The organism is Ensifer aridi, assembly GCF_002078505.1.
GTDB lineage: Bacteria > Pseudomonadota > Alphaproteobacteria > Rhizobiales > Rhizobiaceae > Sinorhizobium > Sinorhizobium aridi.
In genome coordinates, this window is the sequence record NZ_LUAV01000019.1 from 35,882 (window position 1) to 57,733 (window position 21,852).

The 21,852-nt window shown below is 61.3% G+C and carries 22 protein-coding genes and 3 pseudogenes; 23 read left to right on the forward strand and 2 right to left on the reverse strand.

From position 1 onward, the window contains the following. Positions 1–155: 155 nt before the first annotated feature. Positions 156–1,088: an HNH endonuclease gene (locus tag AYK65_RS18095; RefSeq protein WP_081159294.1), complete on the forward strand. Its 933-nt coding sequence runs from the start codon at positions 156–158 to the stop codon at positions 1,086–1,088. A gap of 448 nt (positions 1,089–1,536) precedes the next feature. Here AYK65_RS18095 and AYK65_RS33055 read toward each other — a convergent pair. Continuing rightward, positions 1,537–1,748, reverse strand: a pseudogene (locus AYK65_RS33055) (site-specific integrase); the annotation flags it as partial. A gap of 145 nt (positions 1,749–1,893) precedes the next feature. On the opposite strand from AYK65_RS33055, the gene AYK65_RS18110 reads away from it, so the two are divergent. The 11 genes and pseudogenes from AYK65_RS18110 to AYK65_RS18160 all read left to right on the forward strand — a co-directional run bounded on the left by AYK65_RS18110 (position 1,894) and on the right by AYK65_RS18160 (position 11,887). Continuing rightward, on the forward strand, positions 1,894–2,274 hold the full coding sequence (locus AYK65_RS18110) for a hypothetical protein (RefSeq protein ID WP_081159296.1): 381 nt from the start codon (positions 1,894–1,896) through the stop codon (positions 2,272–2,274). A gap of 82 nt (positions 2,275–2,356) precedes the next feature. Beyond that, entirely contained in the window at positions 2,357–3,859 is a 1,503-nt protein-coding gene (locus AYK65_RS18115; RefSeq protein WP_081159298.1) for a radical SAM family RiPP maturation amino acid epimerase, read from the forward strand. A gap of 11 nt (positions 3,860–3,870) precedes the next feature. Continuing rightward, positions 3,871–4,112: pseudogene (locus AYK65_RS18120) on the forward strand (IS110 family transposase); the annotation flags it as partial. 170 nt (positions 4,113–4,282) lie between these two features. Then, on the forward strand, positions 4,283–5,314 hold the full coding sequence (locus AYK65_RS18125; RefSeq protein WP_081159337.1) for an IS110 family RNA-guided transposase: 1,032 nt from the start codon (positions 4,283–4,285) through the stop codon (positions 5,312–5,314). Positions 5,315–5,832: 518 nt separating this feature from the next. Then, positions 5,833–6,273, forward strand: a complete 441-nt coding sequence (locus AYK65_RS18130) for an acetyl-CoA carboxylase biotin carboxyl carrier protein (protein WP_081159300.1) — start codon at positions 5,833–5,835, stop codon at positions 6,271–6,273. After that, entirely contained in the window at positions 6,270–7,664 is a 1,395-nt protein-coding gene (accC, locus tag AYK65_RS18135) for an acetyl-CoA carboxylase biotin carboxylase subunit (protein WP_081159303.1), read from the forward strand. Before AYK65_RS18130 ends, accC begins: the two co-directional genes overlap by 4 nt. Next, the gene (locus AYK65_RS18140; RefSeq protein ID WP_081159305.1) at positions 7,661–8,125 is read left to right on the forward strand and encodes a biotin/lipoyl attachment domain-containing protein; all 465 of its coding nucleotides are present in this window, start codon (positions 7,661–7,663) and stop codon (positions 8,123–8,125) included. Before accC ends, AYK65_RS18140 begins: the two co-directional genes overlap by 4 nt. Then, positions 8,122–8,817 carry a 5-oxoprolinase subunit PxpB gene (pxpB, locus tag AYK65_RS18145; RefSeq protein WP_081159308.1) on the forward strand — a complete coding sequence of 232 codons (696 nt, stop codon included), beginning with the start codon at positions 8,122–8,124 and terminating at the stop codon, positions 8,815–8,817. The genes AYK65_RS18140 and pxpB overlap by 4 nt, the downstream gene beginning before the upstream one ends. Continuing rightward, on the forward strand, positions 8,814–9,812 hold the full coding sequence (locus tag AYK65_RS18150; protein WP_081159310.1) for a 5-oxoprolinase subunit C family protein: 999 nt from the start codon (positions 8,814–8,816) through the stop codon (positions 9,810–9,812). Before pxpB ends, AYK65_RS18150 begins: the two co-directional genes overlap by 4 nt. A gap of 37 nt (positions 9,813–9,849) precedes the next feature. Beyond that, positions 9,850–10,629, forward strand: coding sequence for a 5-oxoprolinase subunit PxpA (locus tag AYK65_RS18155; RefSeq protein WP_081159311.1), 780 nt, complete (start codon positions 9,850–9,852; stop codon positions 10,627–10,629). Positions 10,630–10,684: 55 nt separating this feature from the next. Beyond that, complete coding sequence (locus tag AYK65_RS18160) at positions 10,685–11,887, forward strand: pyridoxal phosphate-dependent aminotransferase (RefSeq protein ID WP_081159313.1); 1,203 nt, start codon at positions 10,685–10,687, stop codon at positions 11,885–11,887. A gap of 28 nt (positions 11,888–11,915) precedes the next feature. On the opposite strand, the gene AYK65_RS18165 is transcribed toward AYK65_RS18160, so the two are convergent. Further along, positions 11,916–12,821, reverse strand: a complete 906-nt coding sequence (locus tag AYK65_RS18165; RefSeq protein WP_081159315.1) for a LysR substrate-binding domain-containing protein — start codon at positions 12,819–12,821, stop codon at positions 11,916–11,918. Positions 12,822–13,105: 284 nt separating this feature from the next. On the opposite strand from AYK65_RS18165, the gene AYK65_RS18170 reads away from it, so the two are divergent. The 11 genes and pseudogenes from AYK65_RS18170 to AYK65_RS33875 form a co-directional block, all read left to right on the forward strand. Next, positions 13,106–13,876, forward strand: coding sequence for an SDR family oxidoreductase (locus AYK65_RS18170; protein ID WP_081159317.1), 771 nt, complete (start codon positions 13,106–13,108; stop codon positions 13,874–13,876). Then, positions 13,869–14,576: an amino acid ABC transporter permease gene (locus AYK65_RS18175; RefSeq protein ID WP_081159318.1), complete on the forward strand. Its 708-nt coding sequence runs from the start codon at positions 13,869–13,871 to the stop codon at positions 14,574–14,576. Before AYK65_RS18170 ends, AYK65_RS18175 begins: the two co-directional genes overlap by 8 nt. Then, entirely contained in the window at positions 14,573–15,331 is a 759-nt protein-coding gene (locus AYK65_RS18180) for an amino acid ABC transporter permease (RefSeq protein ID WP_081159320.1), read from the forward strand. Before AYK65_RS18175 ends, AYK65_RS18180 begins: the two co-directional genes overlap by 4 nt. After that, the gene (locus AYK65_RS18185; RefSeq protein WP_081159321.1) at positions 15,328–16,092 is read left to right on the forward strand and encodes an amino acid ABC transporter ATP-binding protein; all 765 of its coding nucleotides are present in this window, start codon (positions 15,328–15,330) and stop codon (positions 16,090–16,092) included. The genes AYK65_RS18180 and AYK65_RS18185 overlap by 4 nt, the downstream gene beginning before the upstream one ends. Before the next feature lie 30 nt (positions 16,093–16,122). Then, a complete protein-coding gene (locus AYK65_RS18190; RefSeq protein WP_081159323.1) occupies positions 16,123–16,959 on the forward strand; it encodes an ABC transporter substrate-binding protein in 837 nt (278 codons plus the stop codon). A gap of 153 nt (positions 16,960–17,112) precedes the next feature. Further along, positions 17,113–17,787, forward strand: coding sequence for a 4-carboxy-4-hydroxy-2-oxoadipate aldolase/oxaloacetate decarboxylase (locus AYK65_RS18195; RefSeq protein ID WP_081159324.1), 675 nt, complete (start codon positions 17,113–17,115; stop codon positions 17,785–17,787). A 71-nt stretch (positions 17,788–17,858) separates the two neighbouring features. Beyond that, positions 17,859–18,626: an SDR family oxidoreductase gene (locus AYK65_RS18200; protein WP_081159326.1), complete on the forward strand. Its 768-nt coding sequence runs from the start codon at positions 17,859–17,861 to the stop codon at positions 18,624–18,626. Beyond that, entirely contained in the window at positions 18,595–19,170 is a 576-nt protein-coding gene (locus AYK65_RS18205; RefSeq protein WP_081159328.1) for a gluconokinase, read from the forward strand. Before AYK65_RS18200 ends, AYK65_RS18205 begins: the two co-directional genes overlap by 32 nt. Further along, on the forward strand, positions 19,170–20,111 hold the full coding sequence (locus tag AYK65_RS18210) for a 2-hydroxyacid dehydrogenase (RefSeq protein ID WP_081159329.1): 942 nt from the start codon (positions 19,170–19,172) through the stop codon (positions 20,109–20,111). The genes AYK65_RS18205 and AYK65_RS18210 overlap by 1 nt, the downstream gene beginning before the upstream one ends. A 7-nt stretch (positions 20,112–20,118) precedes the next feature. After that, a complete protein-coding gene (locus tag AYK65_RS18215) occupies positions 20,119–21,150 on the forward strand; it encodes an L-idonate 5-dehydrogenase (protein WP_081159331.1) in 1,032 nt (343 codons plus the stop codon). 60 nt (positions 21,151–21,210) lie between these two features. Continuing rightward, a pseudogene (locus tag AYK65_RS33875) lies at positions 21,211–21,307 on the forward strand (NAD(P)-binding domain-containing protein); the annotation flags it as partial. Positions 21,308–21,852: the final 545 nt, after the last annotated feature.

Here is a 21,852-nt window from a genome sequence, read left to right on the forward strand (position 1 = left end):
GTGGACGCGTGAGGAACGCCGAAGTGAAAAGGAACAAGACGACGACGATCTGCAAGCTATGCTCCGCAGTAGTTGGCTCTCGGGCTGTGGCGCTGGCAATGTGGATTGCCAGAACGTCGGCGCTTCAAAACACAGCCGAGCTGAGAGGCTAGGCCATGGTTCGTCTCTTCGTCGGCGTTACGGACAAGGCCTGGTTCGATCAGTTGAGCGCCTCTGTTCCTCATGACGAAGTCAATTTTTGGCAACCCAGCGGGACGACGCAGTTTCGCGCGCTTCAGCCCGGCGAACTATTCCTCTTCAAGCTGCATGCGCCAAACAACTTCATCGTTGGCGGCGGCATTTTCGGTCACGCGTCAATCGCGCCACTGTCTCTGGCCTGGGAAGCCTTTGGCGTTAAGAACGGCGTTTCCAGTCGCTCTGAAATGCGGGCGCGAATTGCGAGCTATCGCCGCGATCCGATTGCCCTGGACGATCGACAGGATCCCGTCATCGGTTGTCGGATACTGACCCAGCCGTTCTTTTGGCCGAAAGAGCTCTGGCTGCCTATTCCAGCTAGCTGGTCGCCAAACATCGTGACCGGCAAGGGATTCAGCGCGGAGGAAGGGGATGGGCAATATCTATGGTCCGCAGTCACAGAGCGATTGAACTCGGTTCCTGAGATTCAACATACAGAGCCGGTCATAGCTGAGCGCTTCGGCAAGCCGACGCTGATCAAGCCGAGATTAGGGCAGGGCGCCTTTCGCCTGACGATCACCGATAGCTATGAACGCCGTTGTGCTGTCTCGGGTGAAAAGACCCTGCCGATTTTGGATGCCGCCCACATCCGTGCTTTCGAGGCCGGCGGAGAGCACGCGGCTTCGAACGGTTTGCTCCTTCGCACTGACATCCACCGGCTTTTTGACCTGGGATACGTCACAGTCTCGCCGGATAGTCGGTTCGAGGTCAGTGGCCGTCTGAAAGCTGACTTCGATAACGGTCGGCACTACTATGATCTTCAGGGAACGCCCATTCGCCCTCCCAAGAACCGACATGCTGCGCCATCAGTCGACGCGTTGTCGTGGCATCGAGAGCATCGGTATCTGGGATGAACGCTTCTCTCATAACCGGGGCTTTTGCTGCCGACTGGACGACGCAATGAGTGAAGCTCCGATAGATACGCGCATTCGATTGGCAGCCGTCGAACATATCAAACGTGCGAGCGCTGGTGGGCAATCACAGCAGACGATTTACGGGCGGGATTCCTTATAGACGGGCAGCGAGTTCCGCTGATCAACCCCAGCGAGGAATATTCAAGCCGGCTTCCATGAAGCATTTGCTCAGTGTCCGGACCGTCTATCCGCGAACTGGCGCGCGCGTCTGGTATGACGATCAACGTACGGTTCATGCACAAATCTCAACTGGGCGTGGTTGTTGGCTGGCACGAATGGAAGCTGTTCTGGTACTGCGACGATTGTGACGGCGAGTTCGACCTTGGACACGTCCTCAGAAGGACGTACGCCCGGGTTGCCTCTAGTGTGCCGTTCGATTGGCACAAGTGACTAGCTCGGCCGCGATCTCAGGCACAGGAATGGCATGCGGTTTGCCATTCTTCGTCGTCGACCAATCTGTGATGCGTTCCTTGGCATCCCATTGATCGAAATGTACGCGCGCGATCTCCTCGACGCGCTGTCCAGTCAGCATGAGAATTCTGACGGCGCGCGTGTAAGGCGGATGGACGGGCGTGTGGGGCATTCGAGCCAAAGATAGAGCAAGTTGACAATGCGTACGGTCAGACCACGCCCAAAATCAGAAATTTTCAGGTTGGTACGGTGCTTGCTTGTTCACGGCTTCATCCGATCGCTTGCGAGAGCGAGACGGATAGTTGGCAACATTGAGCAAAGGGGGAAATTTGCTATGCCGCGAACTGACGTAGAGCGATTCGTCAACGATTTAGGGAAAAAAGGCAGTCTGCTTGAAGACCTCAAACCAAGGGCTACAGGCCTTGCATCGATTGTAGCGATTGGAAAGAGCCTGAACTACAACATCACGCTCGACGAGGTTCAAAGCTACATCCGTTTGAACAGCCGACAGAAGTCACCTAGCAAGAAGCTCGACGCGATCGCGGGCCGCAAGCGTGGTTCGAGCCATGCGGCATTGACCAGCCTTGTACAGACTACTGCCTTGGCCAATAACGCTACCGATGTACCCACGAGCCTTGTGCAAGTCGCGGAAAAGGGCACTAGCTTCGCCGCGGTCGTCCTGCTTGTTGTAGTTGTTGTTGTGGTCGCGACCTGACGTAATTTTTTAGCTCTGACCGCACTGGCTCGGACGGTCCGGTGCAAAGAGAACATGAAAGCAAACCTCGTCGGATGAGATCATGCCATCAGGCCTACAAGATGCGGCTTCAAGGACTCACCTGTACTCTCAGGGCGAACATTGGCGACAGATCTTTGACCGGCGCACGCCGGAGCAACGGCGCACGTTGTCACACGTAAAGCGCTTCATGGAGCGGCTGGCTGGTGACATGAAGTTCCGCACGGCGCTTTCGGAGAACGTCGACGCCCCTCGGGCGGTAACAGAGCGCTACGGCATCGAAGTTGACCCAGCGGAGATGCTGCCGCTCTGGCGTGGTGACTACCTGAAGTACCGCTTCACGCCGGAGTCGGCCCCATGGCCGCTGGCTATGATGTGGGACGATTATATGCGCGCAGTGTTGCGCCATCGCGACCTCCTGCGAGACCAAGGCGAAATGTCAATCATCAGCCCTCGGTTCCATGCCTGGCGCAAGCGCCAAATCCGGCGCTGTAACGACGAATTGGGCGGTTCGGCGCCCTCGATCACGCACCCCATCCTCGCTTTTGAGCTGAGCGAAGGCTGCAGCGTCGGTTGCTGGTTCTGTGGCCTCTCGGCCGATCGCTTCAAAGGCTATTACGACTATAGCAAAGAGCATGCAGCGCTTTGGCGCGGCGTGGTTGGTGTCGCGAGCGAGATGTTTGGTTCGGCAGCCCGTACTGGCTTCTGCTACTGGGCCACAGAGCCTATGGACAACCCACACTACGACCACTTTCTGTTCGACTATTATCAGATCACGGGCGCATTGCCGCAAACAACGACGGCCGCACCGCTCAAGGATAAGGCACTCACCAGGCGCGTGCTCGGACTCTTTGACCTTTATGGCACTACGATGAATCGTTTTTCAGTGCTGAGCACGGAACATCTCAATCAGATTCACATGGCGTTTTCGCCTGAGGAGCTGCTGGGGGTCGAACTCATCCTGCAGGGCAAAGAGGGGCCGACGGCAAAGGCTTTCACCGGGCGCGCGCGCGGGCGGAAGAAGAAGCTCGGGGTCGCTTTGCCGGAAGGCTCTCCGTCGACGATCGCCTGTGTTTCCGGCTTCCTCGTAAATATACCGAAGGGACGTATTCAACTGGTGACGCCGGTACCGGGTAGCGAACGCTGGCCTCTCGGGTACCGCATCGTGGGTCAATGTTTCTTCAGGACGCGTGACGAGTTCCGTGAGGGACTACAGAGCATGATCGATCAGCGTATGCTCGAGAGCCCAGCCCCCGACCTGCCGCTCCGCTTCCGCAGGGATCTGCAATACAAAGCAGGGAACCGGTACTTCGATCTCCGCTCACGCAGCAGGGAACACCGAGTGCTCGACGACGTCGCTCCGATTTCCGTTGGCGATCTGATCGCATGCGGTAACTGCACAGCCTCCGAGCTGGTTATGCGGGTCACGACGGACGGAACCAGCGTGCTCGCAGTCGCCGACCTCCTCGATCAGTTATACGCGGCCGGGGTGATCGAAGAGGACCTCGACGACCGCTTTGCTTGGCAGACAAGCAACGAGATGACGGGCAGCATCGAATGGGTCTGACATGCCTGGAACTCGGCGCGTTCTCAAAAATGGGCGAGCGCACGCTCAGGCGTCTGCTCATCATCGGCAGCATGGCGGTCATAAAACAGGCGGCAAGGCGCGGCGCACCGAAGGGCTCTTGGCTGGAACAGATGCTGGCGCGCAAACCGCGCATGCTGGTGGCGGTCGCGCTCGCCACAAGTTGGCATGGATCGTTTGGGCGCTGCTCATGAAGCAGGAGAGTTACCGAGCTCCGGCCGCGGTTCCGGCGTAAGCCGGACGGGACTGAGGCCGTCGGAGACGTGGTCGGTCGAAGGAGGGTATGGCACAACAGTCGGCGAGACGGGGCCGGGAGAACCAGGGCTGTCCACGGGGCAATGGTATGGACCCCGCCCTCGCGACGCGGTGGAATCTCGAACGTCAACTGCGATGAAGGAGGATATCATGCAGGTCGTTCGGATAGGTTTGGATTTGGCGAAGTATGTCTTCGAGGTTCACGGCGTCGACAAGCACGGGAAAGTCGTTGTGCGAAAGAGGCTGCGTCGCGATGCGGTGTCCCGCTTCTTCGCCAATTTGCCGACGTGTCTGGTCGGAATGGAGGCTTCGAACGGGGCGCACTACTGGGCTCGCGTGCTCACCGAGCTCGGCCATCAGGTGCGGCTGATCAGTCCTCAGTTCGTGACGCCATACGTCAAGTCGAACAAGAACGACCGGAACGATGCGGAAGCGATCTGCGAAGCGGTCGGCCGGCCGTCGATGCGCTTTGTGCCACGGAAATCGACCGATCAGCTGGCGGTGCAAGCCGTCCATCGCATTCGCCGGCGTCTGGTCGCCGACCGGGTCAGGCTCGTCAACCAGATCCGCGGTCTTCTGTCCGAGCATGGGATTGTCATTGCCCGTGACATCGCGCAGCTGCGGCGCGGCCTTGCCTTCATCGTGGGGAGCGTCAATGACGGCCTCAGCGAGATGGTCCAAGCGCTGATGAGGGAACTGCAGGCGGAGTTGGCCGAGCTTGATCGACGCATTGCAACCTATGACCGGCGGATAAGGGAAATCTTCCGCACCAGTGAGCAGTGCCAACGGCTTGGCAAGATCGAAGGCATCGGCCCTGTGACGGCAACGGCCTTGATCGCCGCCGTCGGCGATAGAACCTCCTTCAAGAACGGCCGCCAGTTCGCGGCCTGGCTTGGCCTGGTGCCGAAGCAGCGATCCAGTGGAGGGCGAGCCCGTTTGTTCGGCATCAGCAAACGCGGCGATCGCTATCTGCGCACACTGATGATTCACGGCGCTCGCGCCGCTTTAAGCCGGGCTAGCGGCAAGCAGGACCCACGAAGCCTCTGGCTCGGCAAGATGCGGCAACGGCGGCATCCCAACGTCGCGGCCGTTGCGCTTGCCAACAAAAATGCGCGGATCGTGTGGGCCATGCTCTCGGACGACACCGCTTACGAGCCCGCGCTGTCGGTGAAGGCGGCCTGAGCCCAAGCCGCGAATAAGCAAAGGAGGTCTCACCCCGGCAATTGCAGCAAATGGCAGGAGATCGAAAAACGGTCACCCCGTCGCTTCCCGAACCTGATCTGTGGTCCGGCATGGCGGTAGCCAATGTCACCGGGGCTTTGAGGTGGAAGCGGGCGAAAACCCATCGAGGCTCGCGGCGAAGACGTTGTCCAGCCGCATCACGAAGCCGGATATACGTCAGCAGTTGTGACCAATGATCCTGATCCAGCCGACTGTTGCAATCGGGCGGGGGTCCATATACGTCCACAGATGGACAGCAGCCGTACCCCCAGGAGTGCCTCAAGTCTCAAAAGCGAGGAACGTTCCCGTCTGTGCGCACCACCTCACCAGGGCACTGCCATAGAAACTTTGTGTGCCCCCATCAATGGAGCCGTCGTGTAACTATCCCAGTCGCTTCGTTTGATCGTTGGCCTAATCGGCCAGCGATCTGAATGGTCATCCAGAAGATGGCTCGAAAGCGATGAGTGGGTGGGAACGGGATGGATCTGGAAACGATCAGAACGCTTATTGAATTTGTCGGCCGTTCGCGCGTTTCCGAACTGATGGTGAGCGAGGACGGTGTCACCATTCGGATATCGAGTGGCTCGTTCAAACGAAACTCATCAAACCCAATTCCGAAAGGCAGCCGCCAAGCAGAGGCGATCGCTGCTGACGAGAACAATGGGAGCCAAAGTCGGGCGGTCGACGGCCAAATTGTCGTGGCGCCCGTATTTGGCGTCCTGCATCGGTCGCCCGACCCCGGAGCACCCGCCTTCGTCGAGCTGGGAGACGTCGTCGTGGTGGGGCAAAGCCTCTGCATCGTTGAGGCGATGAAGGTCTTCAATACCGTCGCTGCGCACAAGGCCGGGCCGATTACCCGCATTTTCGCGAACGATGGTCAGGACGTGGAAGCGGGACAGCCGCTGATGGAGATCGGATGATGTCGGCCGGTCAGATGCAGTCTCAGGGGGAAAGCGGGCGTCGGTTCGACAAGCTGCTGATCGCCAATCGCGGCGAGATCGCGATGCGTGTTCAACGCGCATGCCGTGAGCTGGGCCTGCGTACTGTCATGATCTGTTCAGACGCCGACCGGGACGCGCCCTATCGGAAGACGGCCGACGAGTTTGTCTGCATCGGACCTGCCGCCCCAGGCCAAAGTTACCTCAACCAGGCCGCGGTCCTGCTTGCCGCCCGGGCGACCGGCGCCGGCGCTATTCACCCGGGCTACGGATTTCTTTCGGAGAACGCGGCTTTCGCCGAAGCCGTCGCGCGCGCGGGCCTCATCTTCATAGGACCACCCGCCTCGGCGATCCGCACGATGGGCGACAAGATCGCTGCCAAACGGGCAATGATCGAAGCGGGTGTTCCATGCGTGCCCGGTCCGGATGCGGCGCTTCCCGAAGACATCAGATCGATCGAGACCATTGCTGACAGCATCGGGTATCCGGTGATCGTGAAGGCGGCTGGCGGCGGTGGCGGCCGGGGCATGCGCGTCGTGCACGATCCCTCGGCGCTCAGCGATGCCGTTTCGGTCACCCGCGAGGAGGCTCGAAGGGCATTCGGCAGGCCGGACCTCTACATGGAGAAATTCCTCGAGCACCCACGCCACATCGAAATTCAGGTGCTTTGTGACGAGCACGGCAATGCCGTGTGGCTCGGCCATCGAGACTGCTCGATGCAGCGGCGCCATCAGAAAGTGGTCGAGGAAGCACCTGCGCCCGGCATCCCCGCCGATATCGTCGCTGCGGTGGGAGAACGCAGTGCAAATGCGTGCCGCCGGATTGGTTATCGGGGAGCTGGAACCTTCGAGTTTCTCTATGAGAACGGCGAGTTCTACTTCATCGAAATGAACACGCGCCTTCAGGTCGAGCACCCGGTAACGGAGACGACCTCGGGCATTGATATCGTGCGCGAGCAGCTTCGCGTTGCGCAGGGGCTGCCATTGACGATTTCACAAGTCGATGTGGCAGCACATGGCCATTCCTTCGAATGCCGGATCAATGCTGAAGATCCGTTCACCTTCGCTGCATCGCCCGGCAGGATCAACGCCGCCGAGTTTCCCGGAGGGCCTGGGGTCCGCGTCGATACCCATGTGACGGCGGGCTACAAGGTATCGCCGCACTACGATTCCCTGATCGCCAAACTGATCGTCCACGCGCCGACGCGAGATCAGGCCATCCGCCGCATGCGGGTGGCGTTGGCGGACACCAGAATCGACGGGATCTCGACCAATCTTCGGCTCCATCAGGAGCTTTTCGAGGACCCTGGGTTCTGCGCCGGCGAGACCGATATCCATTACCTTGAGAAGTGGCTGGGCGAGCGAAAGAAATGACGAAGGGTCGTAAGCGAAAGAGCGGATCGCTCGCCGAGCAAATACTGGATCCGGCGACCCTGGAGGAGATCGCGCTCTGGCTCGAAAACGCCGGTGTGGCTTCGATCGAGATCGAGACGGGAGACGGCCGGCTCGTCCGGATCGTGGCCGGCGAGGATACCACATCGCATGGCGCCGGCATGGATCGGCTTGTGTTGGTTCCGACGGAGCCTGCCAGTGTGAGGCCTGCCAAGGCACCGATCGCAGGGCACTTCCTGCCCGTGCATCCGGCACGCGAGGCCGCAGAAGCGACCATAGGTGCTTCCGTCTTACCGGAGCAAATCGTCGGCTTCGTCAGGGTCGGACCGCTCATCATGCCGATCTGCGCCGAAGAGGCGGGGACACTGGACGCCTGCACGGTCGAGTCTGGCGACCTCGTCGGCTATGGCGACAGCGTTTTTCTGATTGAGCCCGCACAATGAGTTTCATGCAAGGCAAAGCTCTCCCGACGCCCGCAACAGCCGACGAGCCGAAGATCTCCATGATCGGCACGGGCGCCTACCTCATAGAGGCGCCGGGGGGGTTCGACCTCCCGACACAGCGGCGGATCTGGGCCCTGTCGCATGCGGTCGAGACGTGGCCCGAGGTTCGGGAAATCGTTCCCGGCGTCACGAACCTGCTCGTGATCCTCAAGCAGACGCCTGAGGAACCGGAGCAGTTGCAGGCTCGCCTGAGGCACGAATGGGATTGCGCGCGCAGTGTCGACCTGACCGGAAAGACGGTCGAAATCCCAGTCACCTACGGCGGCGAGCATGCAACCGACCTTGCGGCCGTTTGCGATTATTCGGGACTGAGCGATCGAGAGGTCGTGCGGCTGCACTGGCAGGGCAACTACACGGTTGTCGCACTCGGAAGCGCGCCCGGCTTTGGATACCTGCACGGGCTCGATCCACGTATCTACATGCCGCGCAAGACCGTGCCGTCCCTCAGGATGCTCAAGGGAACGGTGACGATCGGCGGCATGCAGACGGGTGTGTCGGCTCTGACGGGACCAAACGGTTGGAATTCGATTGGCTTCGCCGAAATGCAAATGTTCGACCCGGCAAAGACCCCGCCGGCGCTGCTCAATCCCGGTGATCGGGTCCGCTTCCTTCCCGAGAGGATCGAACTGTGATCGAAGTTCTTCAAACCGGTCCGCTGAACACGGTGCAGGACCTCGGCCGTTTCGGTTTCCGCAACGCGGGCGTGACCTCAAGCGGCGCGATGGACCGGCTTGCCCTGATGGTGGGCAACCTGCTTGTCGGCAACGATGAAGGGGAGGCCACTGTCGAAGTCCAGACCTTTCCGTTTCGCCTTCGATTCGAGAGGGACATGACAGTCGCGATTACCGGCGCGGACTGCGATGCGCGTCTGGACGGACGGCGGCTCCCGCCCTGGTGGGCAATTCCCGTTTCAAGCGCACAGGTGCTTGAACTCGAAACGCCACGGCGCTCCGCGCGCGCTTACCTCAGCTTTGCCGGCGGGATCGACGTCGAGCCGGTGATGGGATCGCGCAGCACCTCGCTTCGAGGTGGGTTCGGAGGGCTCGACGGCCGCTTCCTCGCGGCGAATGACCGATTGGCGATTGGCAGCATCAGTGCGTGTGCGGTGCCGCAGGGCGGATTCGGCGCCATGCCGCCCGAAACCGCGCTTGCCGAACACTTTCCGGCCTCAGAGGACGGCACGCTGGTGGTGCGAGCCATTCCCGCCGGGGAATACGCTCTGTTCGGTGCCGAGGCCGAACGCTTCTGGTCGCAGACGTGGAAGATCTCCTCGCAAAGCGACCGTACCGGGTACCGGCTCTCGGGCGAGCCCATCAGGCTTGCCTCTCCCGTTGAGTTGCGTTCGCACGGCGTTGTTCCCGGAGTCGTGCAAATGCCGCCGTCGGGCGAGCCGATCATCCAGATGAGCGATGCCAACACCGCCGGGGGCTATCCCAAGATAGCAGGCGTTATCGACGTCGACCTGTGGCGGCTGGGCCAGGCGCGGATCGGCAGCCGCATCCGGTTTGTCCAATCGAGCGTCGCCGAGGCGCGCGGCGCAGAGCGGGCGGTACAGGCCTATCTCGACGATATTCGTCGCACGGTGCCCATACTCACCCAGGCATTGGCGGCGATGTCGCGCCGATAGTTCGTGCGCTGAGAAAGCCAAGACAGAAGAGGCAAGGATGAAGATCGACTTGAATTCGGACATGGGGGAGGGCTTCGGACCCTACCGGCTCTGCGACGACGAAGCGCTCATGGACGTGGTATCGTCGGCGAACATCGCATGCGGTTTTCACGCCGGCGACCCGGATACGATGGCGCGGATGGTGAGGCTGGCAAAGGCCCGCGGGGTCGGCATCGGCGCGCACCCGGGTTTCCCCGACCGGCTCGGTTTCGGGCGCAGGGAAATGCCTGTCGAGGCGGATGAGATGCGCCAGCAGGTCCTTTACCAGCTAGGGGCGTTGACCGCGATCGCCAAGGCCGAAGGAGTCCCGGTCGCGCATATCGGGTTCCACGCGGCGATGGGCAACATGATCAACCGCGATGCCGCGCTTGCCGACCTGATCATGCAAGCCATCAGATCGGTGGACCCCGAGCTCATCGTCTTCTCCATGCCCGATACCGAAATAGAAAGAGCGGCCACCCGTGCCGGGTTGAGAACCCTCACGCTCTTCCTGGCAGACCGGGCCTATGATTCCAATGGACAGCTCGTTTCGCGCAAATTGCCGAACGCCGTCCTGAAAGAAGAGGCGGCGGTTCGTGCTCGGGTGCGGCAGTTCCTCGAAAGTGGGACGGTAACCACGATCGACAACCAGGTGATTACGGTTCGCGCCCGCTCGATCCTCGTCCACAGCGATACGCCGGGTTCGCTCGAGCTTGCCCGCATCGTCCGCAGTGAGATCGAGGCTGCCGGAGCGACGATCGCGCCCGCCCGTGAAGTCCTCGCGTCAAATCCACGCTGACTTTTCGGCGTGAGAAAATCTGACACCGTCAACGAAGCTGAAAGACGAGAAATCCATGCCGACCCTCGCCGACCGTCTCAAGAATGTCTCCGTATCCGCGTCTGCCGCGATGACGCAGCGTGCCCGTGACCTCGCGTCGCGGGGCATCGACGTCGTTTCTCTGTCCTCAGGCGAACCGGATTTCCCGACGCCGCCGCATGCAATCGAGGCCGCCCATGCCGCGGCCTTGGCGGGGGACACCAAATATCCGCCGCTCGACGGTACGCCGGCCCTCAAGGCGGCCATCGCCCGCAAATTCAAGCGCGACAACAATCTCGATTACGAGCCCAGCCAGATTCTCGTCTCCGGTGGCGGCAAGCAGGTGATCTTCAATGCGGTCCTTGCAACCTGCAATCCGGGGGACGAGGTCGTCATTCCGTCCCCGGCATGGATCAGCTATGCCGACATCGTTCGTTTCGCAGGGGGCGTGCCGGTTTCCGTGGCATGCAGCCAGGAGAACGGCTTCAAGCTCAGCGCCGATGACCTGGAAGCGGCCATTACCCCGCGGACGAAATGGCTGTTCCTCAACTTCCCCAATAATCCGACCGGCGCCGCCTGCTCGCGCAAGGAGATGGCGGCGATTGCCGAGGTCATGCTGCGTCATCCTGACGTGTGGATCATGACCGACGACATGTACGAGCATCTCGTCTATGACGACTTCGAGTTCTGCACGATCGCCGAGGTGGAGCCGCGGCTTTATGAGCGGGTCCTGACGGTCAATGGTGCCTCCAAGGCCTACGCGATGACGGGCTGGCGCCTGGGTTTCTGCGGCGGGCCGAAGGACCTCATTGCAGCCATCAGCAACGTCAACGGCCAAAACAGCGGCGGCACCTCGACGATCACCCAGGCCGCGGCGGCGGCAGTGCTCGACGGACCGCAGGATCTCTTGAAGGAGCGCGCCGCGATCTATCGCCGGCGACGTGATTTCGTGCTCGACAGGCTCGCCGGCATCGAGGGCCTGACCTGCCATAGGCCGGAGGGCGCTTTCTATCTCTTTCCGAGCATCGCGGGGCTGATCGGCAGGACGAGCAAGTCGGGGCGCAGGATCGAAACCGACACGGACTTCGTCATGGCGCTCATCGATGAGCAGCACGTCGCGACCGTGCAGGGCGCAGCCTACGGCATGAGCCCGTTCTTCCGCATATCCTACGCGACCAGCATGGAGAAACTTGCGGACGGCTGCGATCGGATCGCGCAGTTCTGCAGTGATCTTAGGTAAGATGTGGGAGCTTGAGCGGTTCCGGCGCTTACTGCTTCAGCCGCTCCGTCAGTTCGCGCAGCAACGCCTGCACCGCTATGGCGGGCTCCGACAGCGGTGCGTATTCCGACACGCACAGGGAGAGTGTCTCTTCGATTTTCGGTGAGATGCTCCGGCAGATGGTCGGGCCCGCCCCTTCCGCGACAATACGATCCGCCACGGCCTTGGGCATGACCGTCGCACCGAGACCACTCCCCACCGCTCGCGTCAGCGTCCGGATAACCTCGACCTCCCCGATCACCGTCAAATCCGCCCGGCTTCTCGCGAAAGCGGTCTCCACCGCGCGTCGCACGAAGTTGTAGGCCGGCGGCATCAAAAAAGGCAGCGGTTCGAGCGCCGAAATCGGAACAGGTATATCGCCGGCCTCGATACCGAACTTCTCATGCGCGACGAGGTAGAAATCCTCCCTGAGAAGCGGTTCGAACCGCAGGCCCTTCATCGGACCGGCACCGTGGATCAATGCGATTTCTAGTCGATTGTTCATCAGCATCTGGCTGTAGGTCTGCCCGACGCTCTCGGTGAGGTGAAGCACGATGCCGGGATAACGCCGCCTTGTTTCCGCAAGAAGTTCGAACGACAGGGTCGCCGCGCTGCTGAATGGCGTCAATCCAACGGAAACGCGGCCGGCAAGGTGTTTTCCCGCAGCCACCACATCGGCATGCGCTTGCTCCATCTGCCGCAGGATGATCTGAGCGTGGCGATAGACCTGAGCGCCCGCGTCCGTCATGACGACACCCTGCTGGCTTCTTGTGAGGAGCTTCGTTCCGAAGTGCTCCTCCAGGGCGGCTAGCTGCTGGCTGAGCGCAGGCTGTGCGATGTGGAGGATATCCGCGGCTCTCGTAATGCTGCCCGTATCGACGATCACGACAAACGATTTGAAACGCCTGATATCCATTGATGAAATTGCGCTCACTGTTGCTGTAGTGGATCCGAATACTACAACCTGGCTGTTAGCTTGTAACGCCTTCTTTCCCAAGCCAAACTTGGGGGAGAAATGCGAGGCTCAGGTCGAAGGAAGCTGGTCCGCCGTGCGGCGACGATACAAATTACCCGAGTGAAATCAATCCGATAGAAGGCAGTCGTCGCCTTCATAAGATAGGCTTATCCCTCCAAAGATAATCGGAATTATCGCGCGCTCGAAAGGTCAGCTAATGTTCCCGAAACAAAAGGGGATCGCTGATGCCATTTTCCGATTACAGAACCGCCCTTGTCACCGGTGCTTCCTCTGGAATTGGAGCCGCAGTCGTCGAGCGCTTTTGCGCCGAAGGGCTTGAAGTGCACGCAATCGCGCGCAGTGCGGAGCCGTTGCGCAAGCTCGCGGAGCGCACCGGTTGTGTGGCGCATGGGATCGACGTCACGGATAGGGCGGCGCTTGCGGATCTCACGAGTCGCGTCGAGTTCGACATTCTCGTCAACAATGCCGGCGTCGACCGCCCTAAGAAGTTCCTCGAAGCGGAGGATGGCGACATCGATCTTCTGGTCGACGTCAATCTCCGTGCGGTCCTTCATCTCTGCAGAATGGTGGTGCCGGGCATGGTGGCGCGTGACCGCGGCCATGTCATCAACATCTCGTCGATCGCCGGTACGTACAATTTCGGCGGAAACTCCTCCTATCACGCGACGAAGGCAGGGGTCAGCATGCTGTCGAACCAGCTGCGCATCGATGCCTTCGGCAAGCGTGTCCGCGTGACCGAAATCTGCCCAGGGCGCGTCGCAACCGATATCTTTGCGCATGTCCATGGCGACAGCCCCGAGATCCGCGAGCGCTTCATCGAGGGCTTCGAGCTCCCCGAAGCAAAAGACATCGCCAATGCCATAGCCTTCGCGATCGCGGCGCCGGTCGCAGTGAACATAGGTCACATGGAGATCACGCCGACACTTCAGGTGATGGGCGGTTTGCAGACGGCCAAACCACAGTCTCCGAAGAGCGGGGGTCAAAGCCGTGAGTAGCTTCGACGTATCCGAGATCCTGGGCAATCCGGAATACATGTCGATGCTGCTGCTCGGCATCAAGATGACCTCCGTCGTGGCGATCGGTTCCTGGGTTCTCGCAATGACGCTCGCACTGCTTCTGCTCGGCCTTCGCTACGCGCCTGGTCCGCTCGGCAATGGGTTCGTCACGGCCTACGTTTCCTATCACCGCAACGTCCCGACGCTGGTGCAACTCCTGCTCTGGTATTTCGGGATTTTCACGCTGATGCCGGACCCGATCACATTCTGGTTGAATGATCACAACGCCGAGGCGATTTTTGCGGTGATCGGATTGGGCCTCTGCCAGGCAGCCTATTTCAGCGAGGACCTTCGGTCCGGTATGCGGGCGGTGAGCCCCGGTCAGATGGAAGCTGCCCGCGCTCTTGGCCACAGTTATGTTTCGGCCATGCGCTTCGTCATGGTTCCGCAAGGGACCAGAAATGCGCTGCCGGCTCTGATCAACCACAGCGTCTCGTTGTTCAAGAATAGCAGTCTTGCGGTCGCGATCGGCGTGGCGGAACTCACCTATGCGGTCAAGGAGATCGAAAACTTAAGCTTCCGCACCTTCGAGAGCTATCTGCTGGTAACGGTCCTCTACCTCGTCTTCTCGCTGATCATCATGGCGGCCGGCGCCTACATCGCTCGGAGAGCCGACCCAATCAGGAGCGGACGAGCATGATCAGCGACATCATTGCCATCATCCGCGATTATTGGCTGCTGCTGCTCATCGGGCAGTATCCGAACGGTCCTCTCGGAGGACTTGCGGCGACATTGCTGCTTTCCGTCCTCGCGATCGCGTTCGCCTTTCCGGTGAGCATCGCCCTGGCGCTGGCCAGGCTTTCGAAGGCGCCGCTTCTGAACTGGCCGGTAACCGCGCTCGTCTACTTCACCCGCGGCGTGCCGTTGCTGATGCTGATCCTCTGGGGCTATTTCCTCGTGCCGCTCGTCACGGGCGCCAGCGTCCCGAGCTTCCTCACGATGCTGGTGACACTCGTCGTCTATCAGGGCGCGTTCCTGAGCGAGGTGGTCCGCGGCGGGATCGTGGCGCTCGGGCACGGCCAGATGGAGGCGGCCCGGGCACTTGGCCACAGCTATCTCGGCGCCATGCGCTACGTCATCCTGCCCCAGGCGCTCTACAACGTGATCCCGAGCATCATTTCGGTATTCGTTGCGACGATCAAGGACACGACGCTCGGCTACGTGATCAACGTGCCGGACCTGACCTTCGCCGCCAGCCAGATCAACAATCAACTGCTGACCCAGCCGTTCCAGGTCTTCTTCATCCTCGCTGCGGTCTACTACGTGATCTGCTGGTCACTGAGCCGGGTGGCCGTGCTCACGGAGCGCCGGATCACCCGCAGACGCGCCGGCACCGCGCCGCAGCCAACGGCAAAATCCCTCAAACTCGCAGCTCTCACGGATCAGCCATCATGAACACGACCGTGCCCTCCAACAACTCGCCCATGATTCAGCTCAAAGGCGTCCGCAAGAGCTACGGTATCTACGAGGTTCTCAAGGGGATCGATGCCGACGTGGCTCGTGGCGAGGTCGTGGTGATCTGCGGCCCGTCCGGCTCAGGCAAGTCGACATTGATCCGAACCGTAAACCGGCTGGAGGAAATCGGAAGCGGCTCGATCATCTGCGACGGCAACAATATCCATCGGCCGATGCCTGCCAAGGAGCTCAACCGGTTGCGCAGCCGCATCGGCTTCGTTTTCCAGAGCTTCAACCTCTTTCCTCACCTGTCGGCCATCGACAACATCGCGATGTCGCCGATCCGGGTGAAAGGCGTTCCGCGCGACGTTGCCTATGCCAAGGCTACGCAACTTCTGGAACGCGTAGGTCTGGCCGACAAGGCCCATGCCTATCCCGCTCAGTTGTCGGGCGGTCAGCAGCAGCGGGTCGCCATCGCGCGGGCACTGGCGATGGAGCCCCCAGTGATGCTGTTCGACGAGCCGACAAGCGCACTCGACCCGGAAATGGTCGGCGAGGTCCTCGCCGTGATGAAGGGATTGGCGGCCGACGGCATGACGATGATGTGCGTCACGCACGAGATGGGATTTGCCCGTGATGTCGCGGATCGCGTCTGGTTCATCGATCAGGGGCAGATCGTCGAGTCCGCCCCGCCCGAACAATTCTTCTCTCGCCCCCAAACGACGCGAGCGCAGCGCTTCCTGAGCGATCTGCGGCATTAACCAAAAACCAACTCCAGAGGAGAACGAGCAATGAAATTGAAGTCATGGACCCTGGGCGTCGCGCTCGTGGTGACCGCGATCGCTGGTCCGGCAAAGGCAGACAAGCTTGCGGACATCACCGCGGCCAAGGTGATTCGTTGCGGGACCTTTGCCGACGTGCCGCCTTTCGCGGCCCCGGATCCGAAAACGCGCGAGATGGCGGGTTTCGACGTCGATCTCTGCAACGCGATTGCCCGCGAACTCGGCGTCAAGGCCGAGATCAAGCCGCTCTCGGTCGAAGCGCGCGTTCCCGAGGTGAAGCTCGGGCACGTCGATATCGCGGTGGCCAATCTTGCCTACACTCTGAGCCGCGCAGAGCAGATCGAGTTCAGCCATCCCTATTATCTTGCCAAGGAGATGCTGATCGTGAAGGCGGATGACCCTGGCAAGAAGAAGGCCGATTTTGCCGGTGTCCGGCTTGCCTCGACAAAGGGCTCGACGTCCGAACTAGCCATCCGCAAGAACGAGTCCAAGCCGCTGACGTTCCAGGACACCGGTTCTGCATATCTCGCCGTTCAGCAGGGGAAGGCTCGGGGGCTGGTCGCAAACACGATGACGACGACCAAGATCGTCAACGAGTCCAAGACCAAGGGTGCCGAGATGCGCATGATCGAAGAGCCCATGCTCTACCAGCCGATCGGCATCGGCATGAAGAAGGACGAGCCGGCATTGACCGCGAAGATCAACGAAATCCTGGTCTCGCTAGACAAGTCCGGCGAGATCAACAAGATCTGGGACAAATGGCTCGGACCGAGCACCGAGTACAAGATGACCCGCACGGACAAGGTCGTCCCGATCACCGAACTGAAGTTCGAGCCGATCCCGTAATCACTGAACGGCGATGGATATCGCTTTCCCAAGATGCGGCCCGAGCGCGGGCCGCGTCATCGAGCAATCGTGCGCGCCGCCCGCATACGGGAGCTGCACGCAGCGTTGATCAAAAATAATGCCGGCAGCCGTCGGTGGCCCAGGAGACTTCAAATGATCAAACTGAAGCAACGGTTTGAACGTCCGAGCAAGGATCAGATCGAGGCTATCGCCAAGTTTTCGCCGGCGACCCTTCACGAAGCGCAGGGTCGCAGAGGCGCGCTGTCTTCCCGGTTGAAGCCGATCGACTACAGAATGAAACTCTGCGGACCTGCCTTCACGGTCAAATGCGCGCCGCGCGACAACATCATGCTCCAGGTGGCGATCAATTACGCGCAGCCGGGAGACATCATCGTCGTTTCCGCCGGCGAGTATGAGGAGGCGGGGTCTTTCGGCGATGTCCTCGCCAATGCCTGCCTTGCGAAGGGCATCGGCGGCCTTGTAACCGACACCGGCGTTCGAGACACGCTTCAATTGCGCGAGCTTGGCTTCCCGGTCTTTTCCTTGAGCGTCTGCATCAAGGGCACCGTCAAGGAGACGCTCGGCGCCACCAACGAGCCAATCCTCATTGGCGACGAAATCGTGCATCCGGGCGATATCATCGTCGGCGACGCGGACGGCCTGGTCGTCGTGCGACGATCGGAAGCACGCGACGTGGCGAAGCTGGCGCGGGCCAGGGAGGATGCCGAGGCCGAATACATCGCCGCATACAAGGCCGGCAAGTCGGTCGTCGAGGTCAGCAAATTGGAAGCGGTGTTGAAGGCAAAGGGTTTCGTCGTCGAAGACTGACGAGCCATCTGCTACGCCTCGAAGACGACAAACTCGCCGCCAGGCGCGACGGCACAGGAGAATAGGAAGTTATGGCTTTTCCAATTTTTGACCTCACGGGCAGGCGGGCTCTTGTCACCGGATCGTCGCAAGGCATTGGTTATGCGCTGGCGTGCGGGCTGGCCGAGCACGGGGCGGCCGTCGTGCTCAACGGCCGCGATCGTTCGAAGCTGGCCTCGGCTGCGAGCTCTCTCAAAGAGGCCGGTCATGACGTTGCGGTCTCGGATTTCGACGTGACCGACACCGATGCAGTGAATCGCGGGGTCGACGCGATCGAGAGGGACATCGGGCCGATCGACATCCTGATCAACAATGCCGGCATGCAGTTCCGCACGCCGCTCGAGGACTTCCCGGCCGAGCGCTGGGAGCAATTGTTGAGGACGAACGTCTCCAGCGTCTTCTATGTCGGCCAGGCCGTCGCCCGACATATGATTGCGCGCGGCGCCGGCAAGATCATCAATATCGCCTCGGTTCAGAGTGAACTCGCGCGCCCGGGCATCGCCCCCTATACGGCGACCAAGGGCGCGGTCAGGAACCTGACCCGCGGCATGTGCACCGACTGGGCGAAGTATGGCCTGCAGATCAACGCCATCGCGCCGGGCTACTTCAAGACGCCCTTAAATCAGGCCTTGGTCGACAGCCAGGAATTCTCGTCCTGGCTGGAGAAGCGGACCCCCGCGGCCCGCTGGGGCGAGGTCGAGGAACTGGTCGGCTCGGCGGTCTTCCTGGCGAGCCGCGCTTCCTCCTTTGTCAACGGACACACGCTCTATGTCGACGGCGGCATCACCACAAGCCTCTGACGCCGACGGCAGCGTCAGCCCGGTCGTCGTCATGGGCGTCTCGGGTTGCGGCAAATCGACGGTTGGCGAGCGGCTTGCGGATTATCTCGGCTGTCCCTTCGTCGAAGGAGACAGTCTGCATTCGCCGGCGAATGTCGGCAAGATGCGGCGCGGCATTCCGCTGGACGACGCAGACCGCGGGCCCTGGCTCGATGACATCGGTGCGCTCCTGGCGCGCGAGAGAGCGATCGTGGTGTCGTGCTCCGCCCTGAAACGCTCGTACCGTCAGCGCCTGCGGGCGGCCGCGGGCCGGCCGATCACGTTTGTCTTTCTTCAAGGCAGCCGCGCGACGCTCGCCCGGCGCATGGGCGAGCGCGAGGGCCACTACATGCCGTTGTCGCTGCTCGACAGCCAGCTCGCCACGCTCGAATTGCCTTCGGGCGAGGCGGACGTCGTGACGATCGAGATCGATCAGTCGCCGGAGCGCATCGTCGCGCTGGCGATGAACAACCTGGCGATCCGCTGGGGTCGCTCGACCACCGAAGAAACCACGGGAGGAAAATGATGACGAAACCGGACATCCTGCTGATGGGGCCGTATCCGGACTGGGACCTTGCCGACCTCGAAGAGCGTTACCAGGTCCACAAGATCTATTCGGCAGCAAACCGTGAAGCCTTCCTCGCGCAGCACGCGCCGAACATTCGGGCAATCGCCACCCGCGGCGAACTCGGGGCTTCCGCCGCGCTGATGAGCTCGCTTCCGAAACTCGAAATCGTCTCCTGCTACGGTGTTGGCACCGATGCGATCGATCTCGCCCATGCCAGGGCGAACGGCATCCGTGTGACCAACACGCCGGACGTGTTGACGGCCGATGTCGCCGATTTCGGCGTCGCTCTGCTTCTCGCGGCCGCCCGTCAGATCCCTAAGGGCGATGCCTATGTCCGCGATGGCCATTGGGCGAGGGGCAATATGGGCCTCGTGACCCGTGTGTGCGGCAAGACGGTCGGGATCGTCGGCATGGGCCGCATCGGATCGGCCGTCGCCAAACGGCTGGCGGGGTTCGACTGCGAGATCAGCTACTTTGACGTAAACCAGCGGGCGGACCTGCCTTATAATTTCGTGCCCGACCTGACCCAGCTCGCGCGCCGCTCAGAGTTTCTGATCGTCACGCTTGCGGGCGGGGAGAGCACCAGGGGGATCGTCGATGCACCGGTGCTCGCAGCGCTCGGCGCAAACGGCATCCTCGTCAACATCTCGCGCGGATCGACCGTCGACGAGAGCGCCTTGATCGACGCGCTGGAACGCCGGACCATCAAGGCCGCGGCTCTCGATGTCTTTGCGAGCGAACCCAACATTGATCGCCGCTTCCTCGCCCTCGACAACGTGGTGCTACAGCCACATCACGCGTCGGGAACCGTTGAGACGCGGCAGGCGATGGGCCAGCTCGTGCGCGACAATCTCGCTGCGCATTTTGCCGGTCAGCCACTCATCACCCCTGTCGTCTGAGGTTCCCATGAAAGCCGTCGTTATTCACGCCGCCAAGGACCTTCGGGTCGAGGACACCGAACAGGATGCACTCGGACCAGGCCAGGTCGAGATCGCGATCGAGGCCGGAGGCATTTGCGGGTCGGACCTCCATTATTACAATCACGGCGGCTTCGGCACGATCCGCATTCGTGAGCCTATGGTGCTCGGGCACGAGGTCGCCGGCACCGTCAGGGCCCTGGGCGGAGGGGTGTCGCGTCTTTCGCTCGGCGATCGCGTCGCGGTCTCACCGAGCCGCCCTTGCAATGCCTGCGCCTATTGCCTCGTCGGGCAGCAGAACCAGTGCCTGAACATGCGCTTCTATGGCAGCGCCATGGTGGTGCCGCATATTCAGGGCGCGTTCCGCCAGCGCCTGGTCGCCGAGGACTGGCAATGCCACAAGATCGCCGACGGTGTGTCGATCAACCAGGCAGCGATGGCCGAGCCATTTGCCGTCACCCTTCACGCCATCTCCCGCGCGGGATCGCTGATCGGAAAGCGCGTCCTCGTCACCGGCTGCGGTCCGATCGGGGCACTGGCGATCATCGCCGCCAAGGCGCACGGCGCGCGCGAGATCGTCGCCACCGACGTCATGCAGGCCGTTCTCGACAAGGCTTTGGCGGTCGGCGCCGATCGCGTGATCAATGTCGCCGAAAGCCTCGACGCTTTAGCGGCCTATTCGGCGAACAAGGGCTATTTCGACGTCCACTTCGAGGCCTCCGGCAACGGTCAGGCGGTCCGCTCCGGCCTCGAGGTCCTCAAGCCGCGATCGGTGCTCGTGCAGCTCGGTCTCGGCGGTGACGTCTCCATCCCGCAGAACATGGTGGTGGCTAAGGAGATCGAGATGAAGGGTACGTTCCGCTTCCATGAGGAGTTCGGCCTCGCCGTCGATCTCATCAATGCCGGCAGGGTGGATCTTGCTCCCTTGTTGACCGGCATCTTTCCGCTCGAGGACGCCGTAGCCGCCTTTGAGGCGGCCGGCGACCGGAGTCGCTCGATGAAGGTGCAGCTCGCCTTTTAGCCGAAAGGCCGGGTCAGGCGTTTACAGGTCTTGGTGGCCGGCCGGATCGAGGAGTATCACATGTCACAGGCGGCAATCGGTCTAAGCGGACTTGGCGTCATGGGGGGCGAACCTCGCGCTTAACATCGTCGAAAAGGGCAACAGGATCGCGGTCTTCTGCTTGCTAGCCGCTTTGGCGGCCAGTCTTTGTACGGTCCGCAAACGTGGAGACGGTGCATACTAGTCTCTGTGTTGATCGGGGAACGGAAATCAGCCCGGCAAACGGAAAGCTGTTCTCGTTCTCTGCTTTTGAGATCGCATGGAGCGCCACAGGAACACTCGTTTGAAGGAAGCGGTTCGAAACGTCTGCTATTCGCAATCAACTAGCCATTCAGGGCGCCGGATGCCAACAGCAACAATAGGTTCGATCTTTCCGGTTCCGTCGCAGGTGGGTGGAAAGTAGAGCCTGCAGAGGAATCCGCCAATTGACCTTGAAGGGAGGTGAACTGCGGGATACCCGAGAGCAGCACCCCGGCCCCTCGGAAACGAGCTTCCTCTTACCTCGCCGACCAGCCATCTTCTTTCGGGGCCGGCGAGTTGATGGTGGTTTGCCCGGTCTGGTGCGAGAGTTCCGGAAGTTGCGAGGTGATTATCAACGTTCATACACATAGTCCGTAGACGATCAGCTTCCATGTCGGGTCACGAATGGTCGGCAATGCCAGG

What these genes read in the sequence shown, in the direction of transcription:
- AYK65_RS18095 (WP_081159294.1), top strand. Translation starts at nt 156, where the DNA reads ATGGTTCGTCTCTTCGTCGGCGTTACGGACAAGGCCTGGTTCGATCAG.
- AYK65_RS18110 (WP_081159296.1), top strand. Translation starts at nt 1,894, where the DNA reads ATGCCGCGAACTGACGTAGAGCGATTCGTCAACGATTTAGGGAAAAAA.
- AYK65_RS18115 (WP_081159298.1), top strand. Translation starts at nt 2,357, where the DNA reads ATGCCATCAGGCCTACAAGATGCGGCTTCAAGGACTCACCTGTACTCT.
- AYK65_RS18125 (WP_081159337.1), top strand. Translation starts at nt 4,283, where the DNA reads ATGCAGGTCGTTCGGATAGGTTTGGATTTGGCGAAGTATGTCTTCGAG.
- AYK65_RS18130 (WP_081159300.1), top strand. Translation starts at nt 5,833, where the DNA reads ATGGATCTGGAAACGATCAGAACGCTTATTGAATTTGTCGGCCGTTCG.
- accC (WP_081159303.1), top strand. Translation starts at nt 6,270, where the DNA reads ATGATGTCGGCCGGTCAGATGCAGTCTCAGGGGGAAAGCGGGCGTCGG.
- AYK65_RS18140 (WP_081159305.1), top strand. Translation starts at nt 7,661, where the DNA reads ATGACGAAGGGTCGTAAGCGAAAGAGCGGATCGCTCGCCGAGCAAATA.
- pxpB (WP_081159308.1), top strand. Translation starts at nt 8,122, where the DNA reads ATGAGTTTCATGCAAGGCAAAGCTCTCCCGACGCCCGCAACAGCCGAC.
- AYK65_RS18155 (WP_081159311.1), top strand. Translation starts at nt 9,850, where the DNA reads ATGAAGATCGACTTGAATTCGGACATGGGGGAGGGCTTCGGACCCTAC.
- AYK65_RS18160 (WP_081159313.1), top strand. Translation starts at nt 10,685, where the DNA reads ATGCCGACCCTCGCCGACCGTCTCAAGAATGTCTCCGTATCCGCGTCT.
- AYK65_RS18165 (WP_081159315.1), bottom strand. Translation starts at nt 12,821, where the DNA reads ATGGATATCAGGCGTTTCAAATCGTTTGTCGTGATCGTCGATACGGGC.
- AYK65_RS18170 (WP_081159317.1), top strand. Translation starts at nt 13,106, where the DNA reads ATGCCATTTTCCGATTACAGAACCGCCCTTGTCACCGGTGCTTCCTCT.
- AYK65_RS18180 (WP_081159320.1), top strand. Translation starts at nt 14,573, where the DNA reads ATGATCAGCGACATCATTGCCATCATCCGCGATTATTGGCTGCTGCTG.
- AYK65_RS18185 (WP_081159321.1), top strand. Translation starts at nt 15,328, where the DNA reads ATGAACACGACCGTGCCCTCCAACAACTCGCCCATGATTCAGCTCAAA.
- AYK65_RS18190 (WP_081159323.1), top strand. Translation starts at nt 16,123, where the DNA reads ATGAAATTGAAGTCATGGACCCTGGGCGTCGCGCTCGTGGTGACCGCG.
- AYK65_RS18195 (WP_081159324.1), top strand. Translation starts at nt 17,113, where the DNA reads ATGATCAAACTGAAGCAACGGTTTGAACGTCCGAGCAAGGATCAGATC.
- AYK65_RS18200 (WP_081159326.1), top strand. Translation starts at nt 17,859, where the DNA reads ATGGCTTTTCCAATTTTTGACCTCACGGGCAGGCGGGCTCTTGTCACC.
- AYK65_RS18205 (WP_081159328.1), top strand. Translation starts at nt 18,595, where the DNA reads ATGTCGACGGCGGCATCACCACAAGCCTCTGACGCCGACGGCAGCGTC.
- AYK65_RS18210 (WP_081159329.1), top strand. Translation starts at nt 19,170, where the DNA reads ATGACGAAACCGGACATCCTGCTGATGGGGCCGTATCCGGACTGGGAC.
- AYK65_RS18215 (WP_081159331.1), top strand. Translation starts at nt 20,119, where the DNA reads ATGAAAGCCGTCGTTATTCACGCCGCCAAGGACCTTCGGGTCGAGGAC.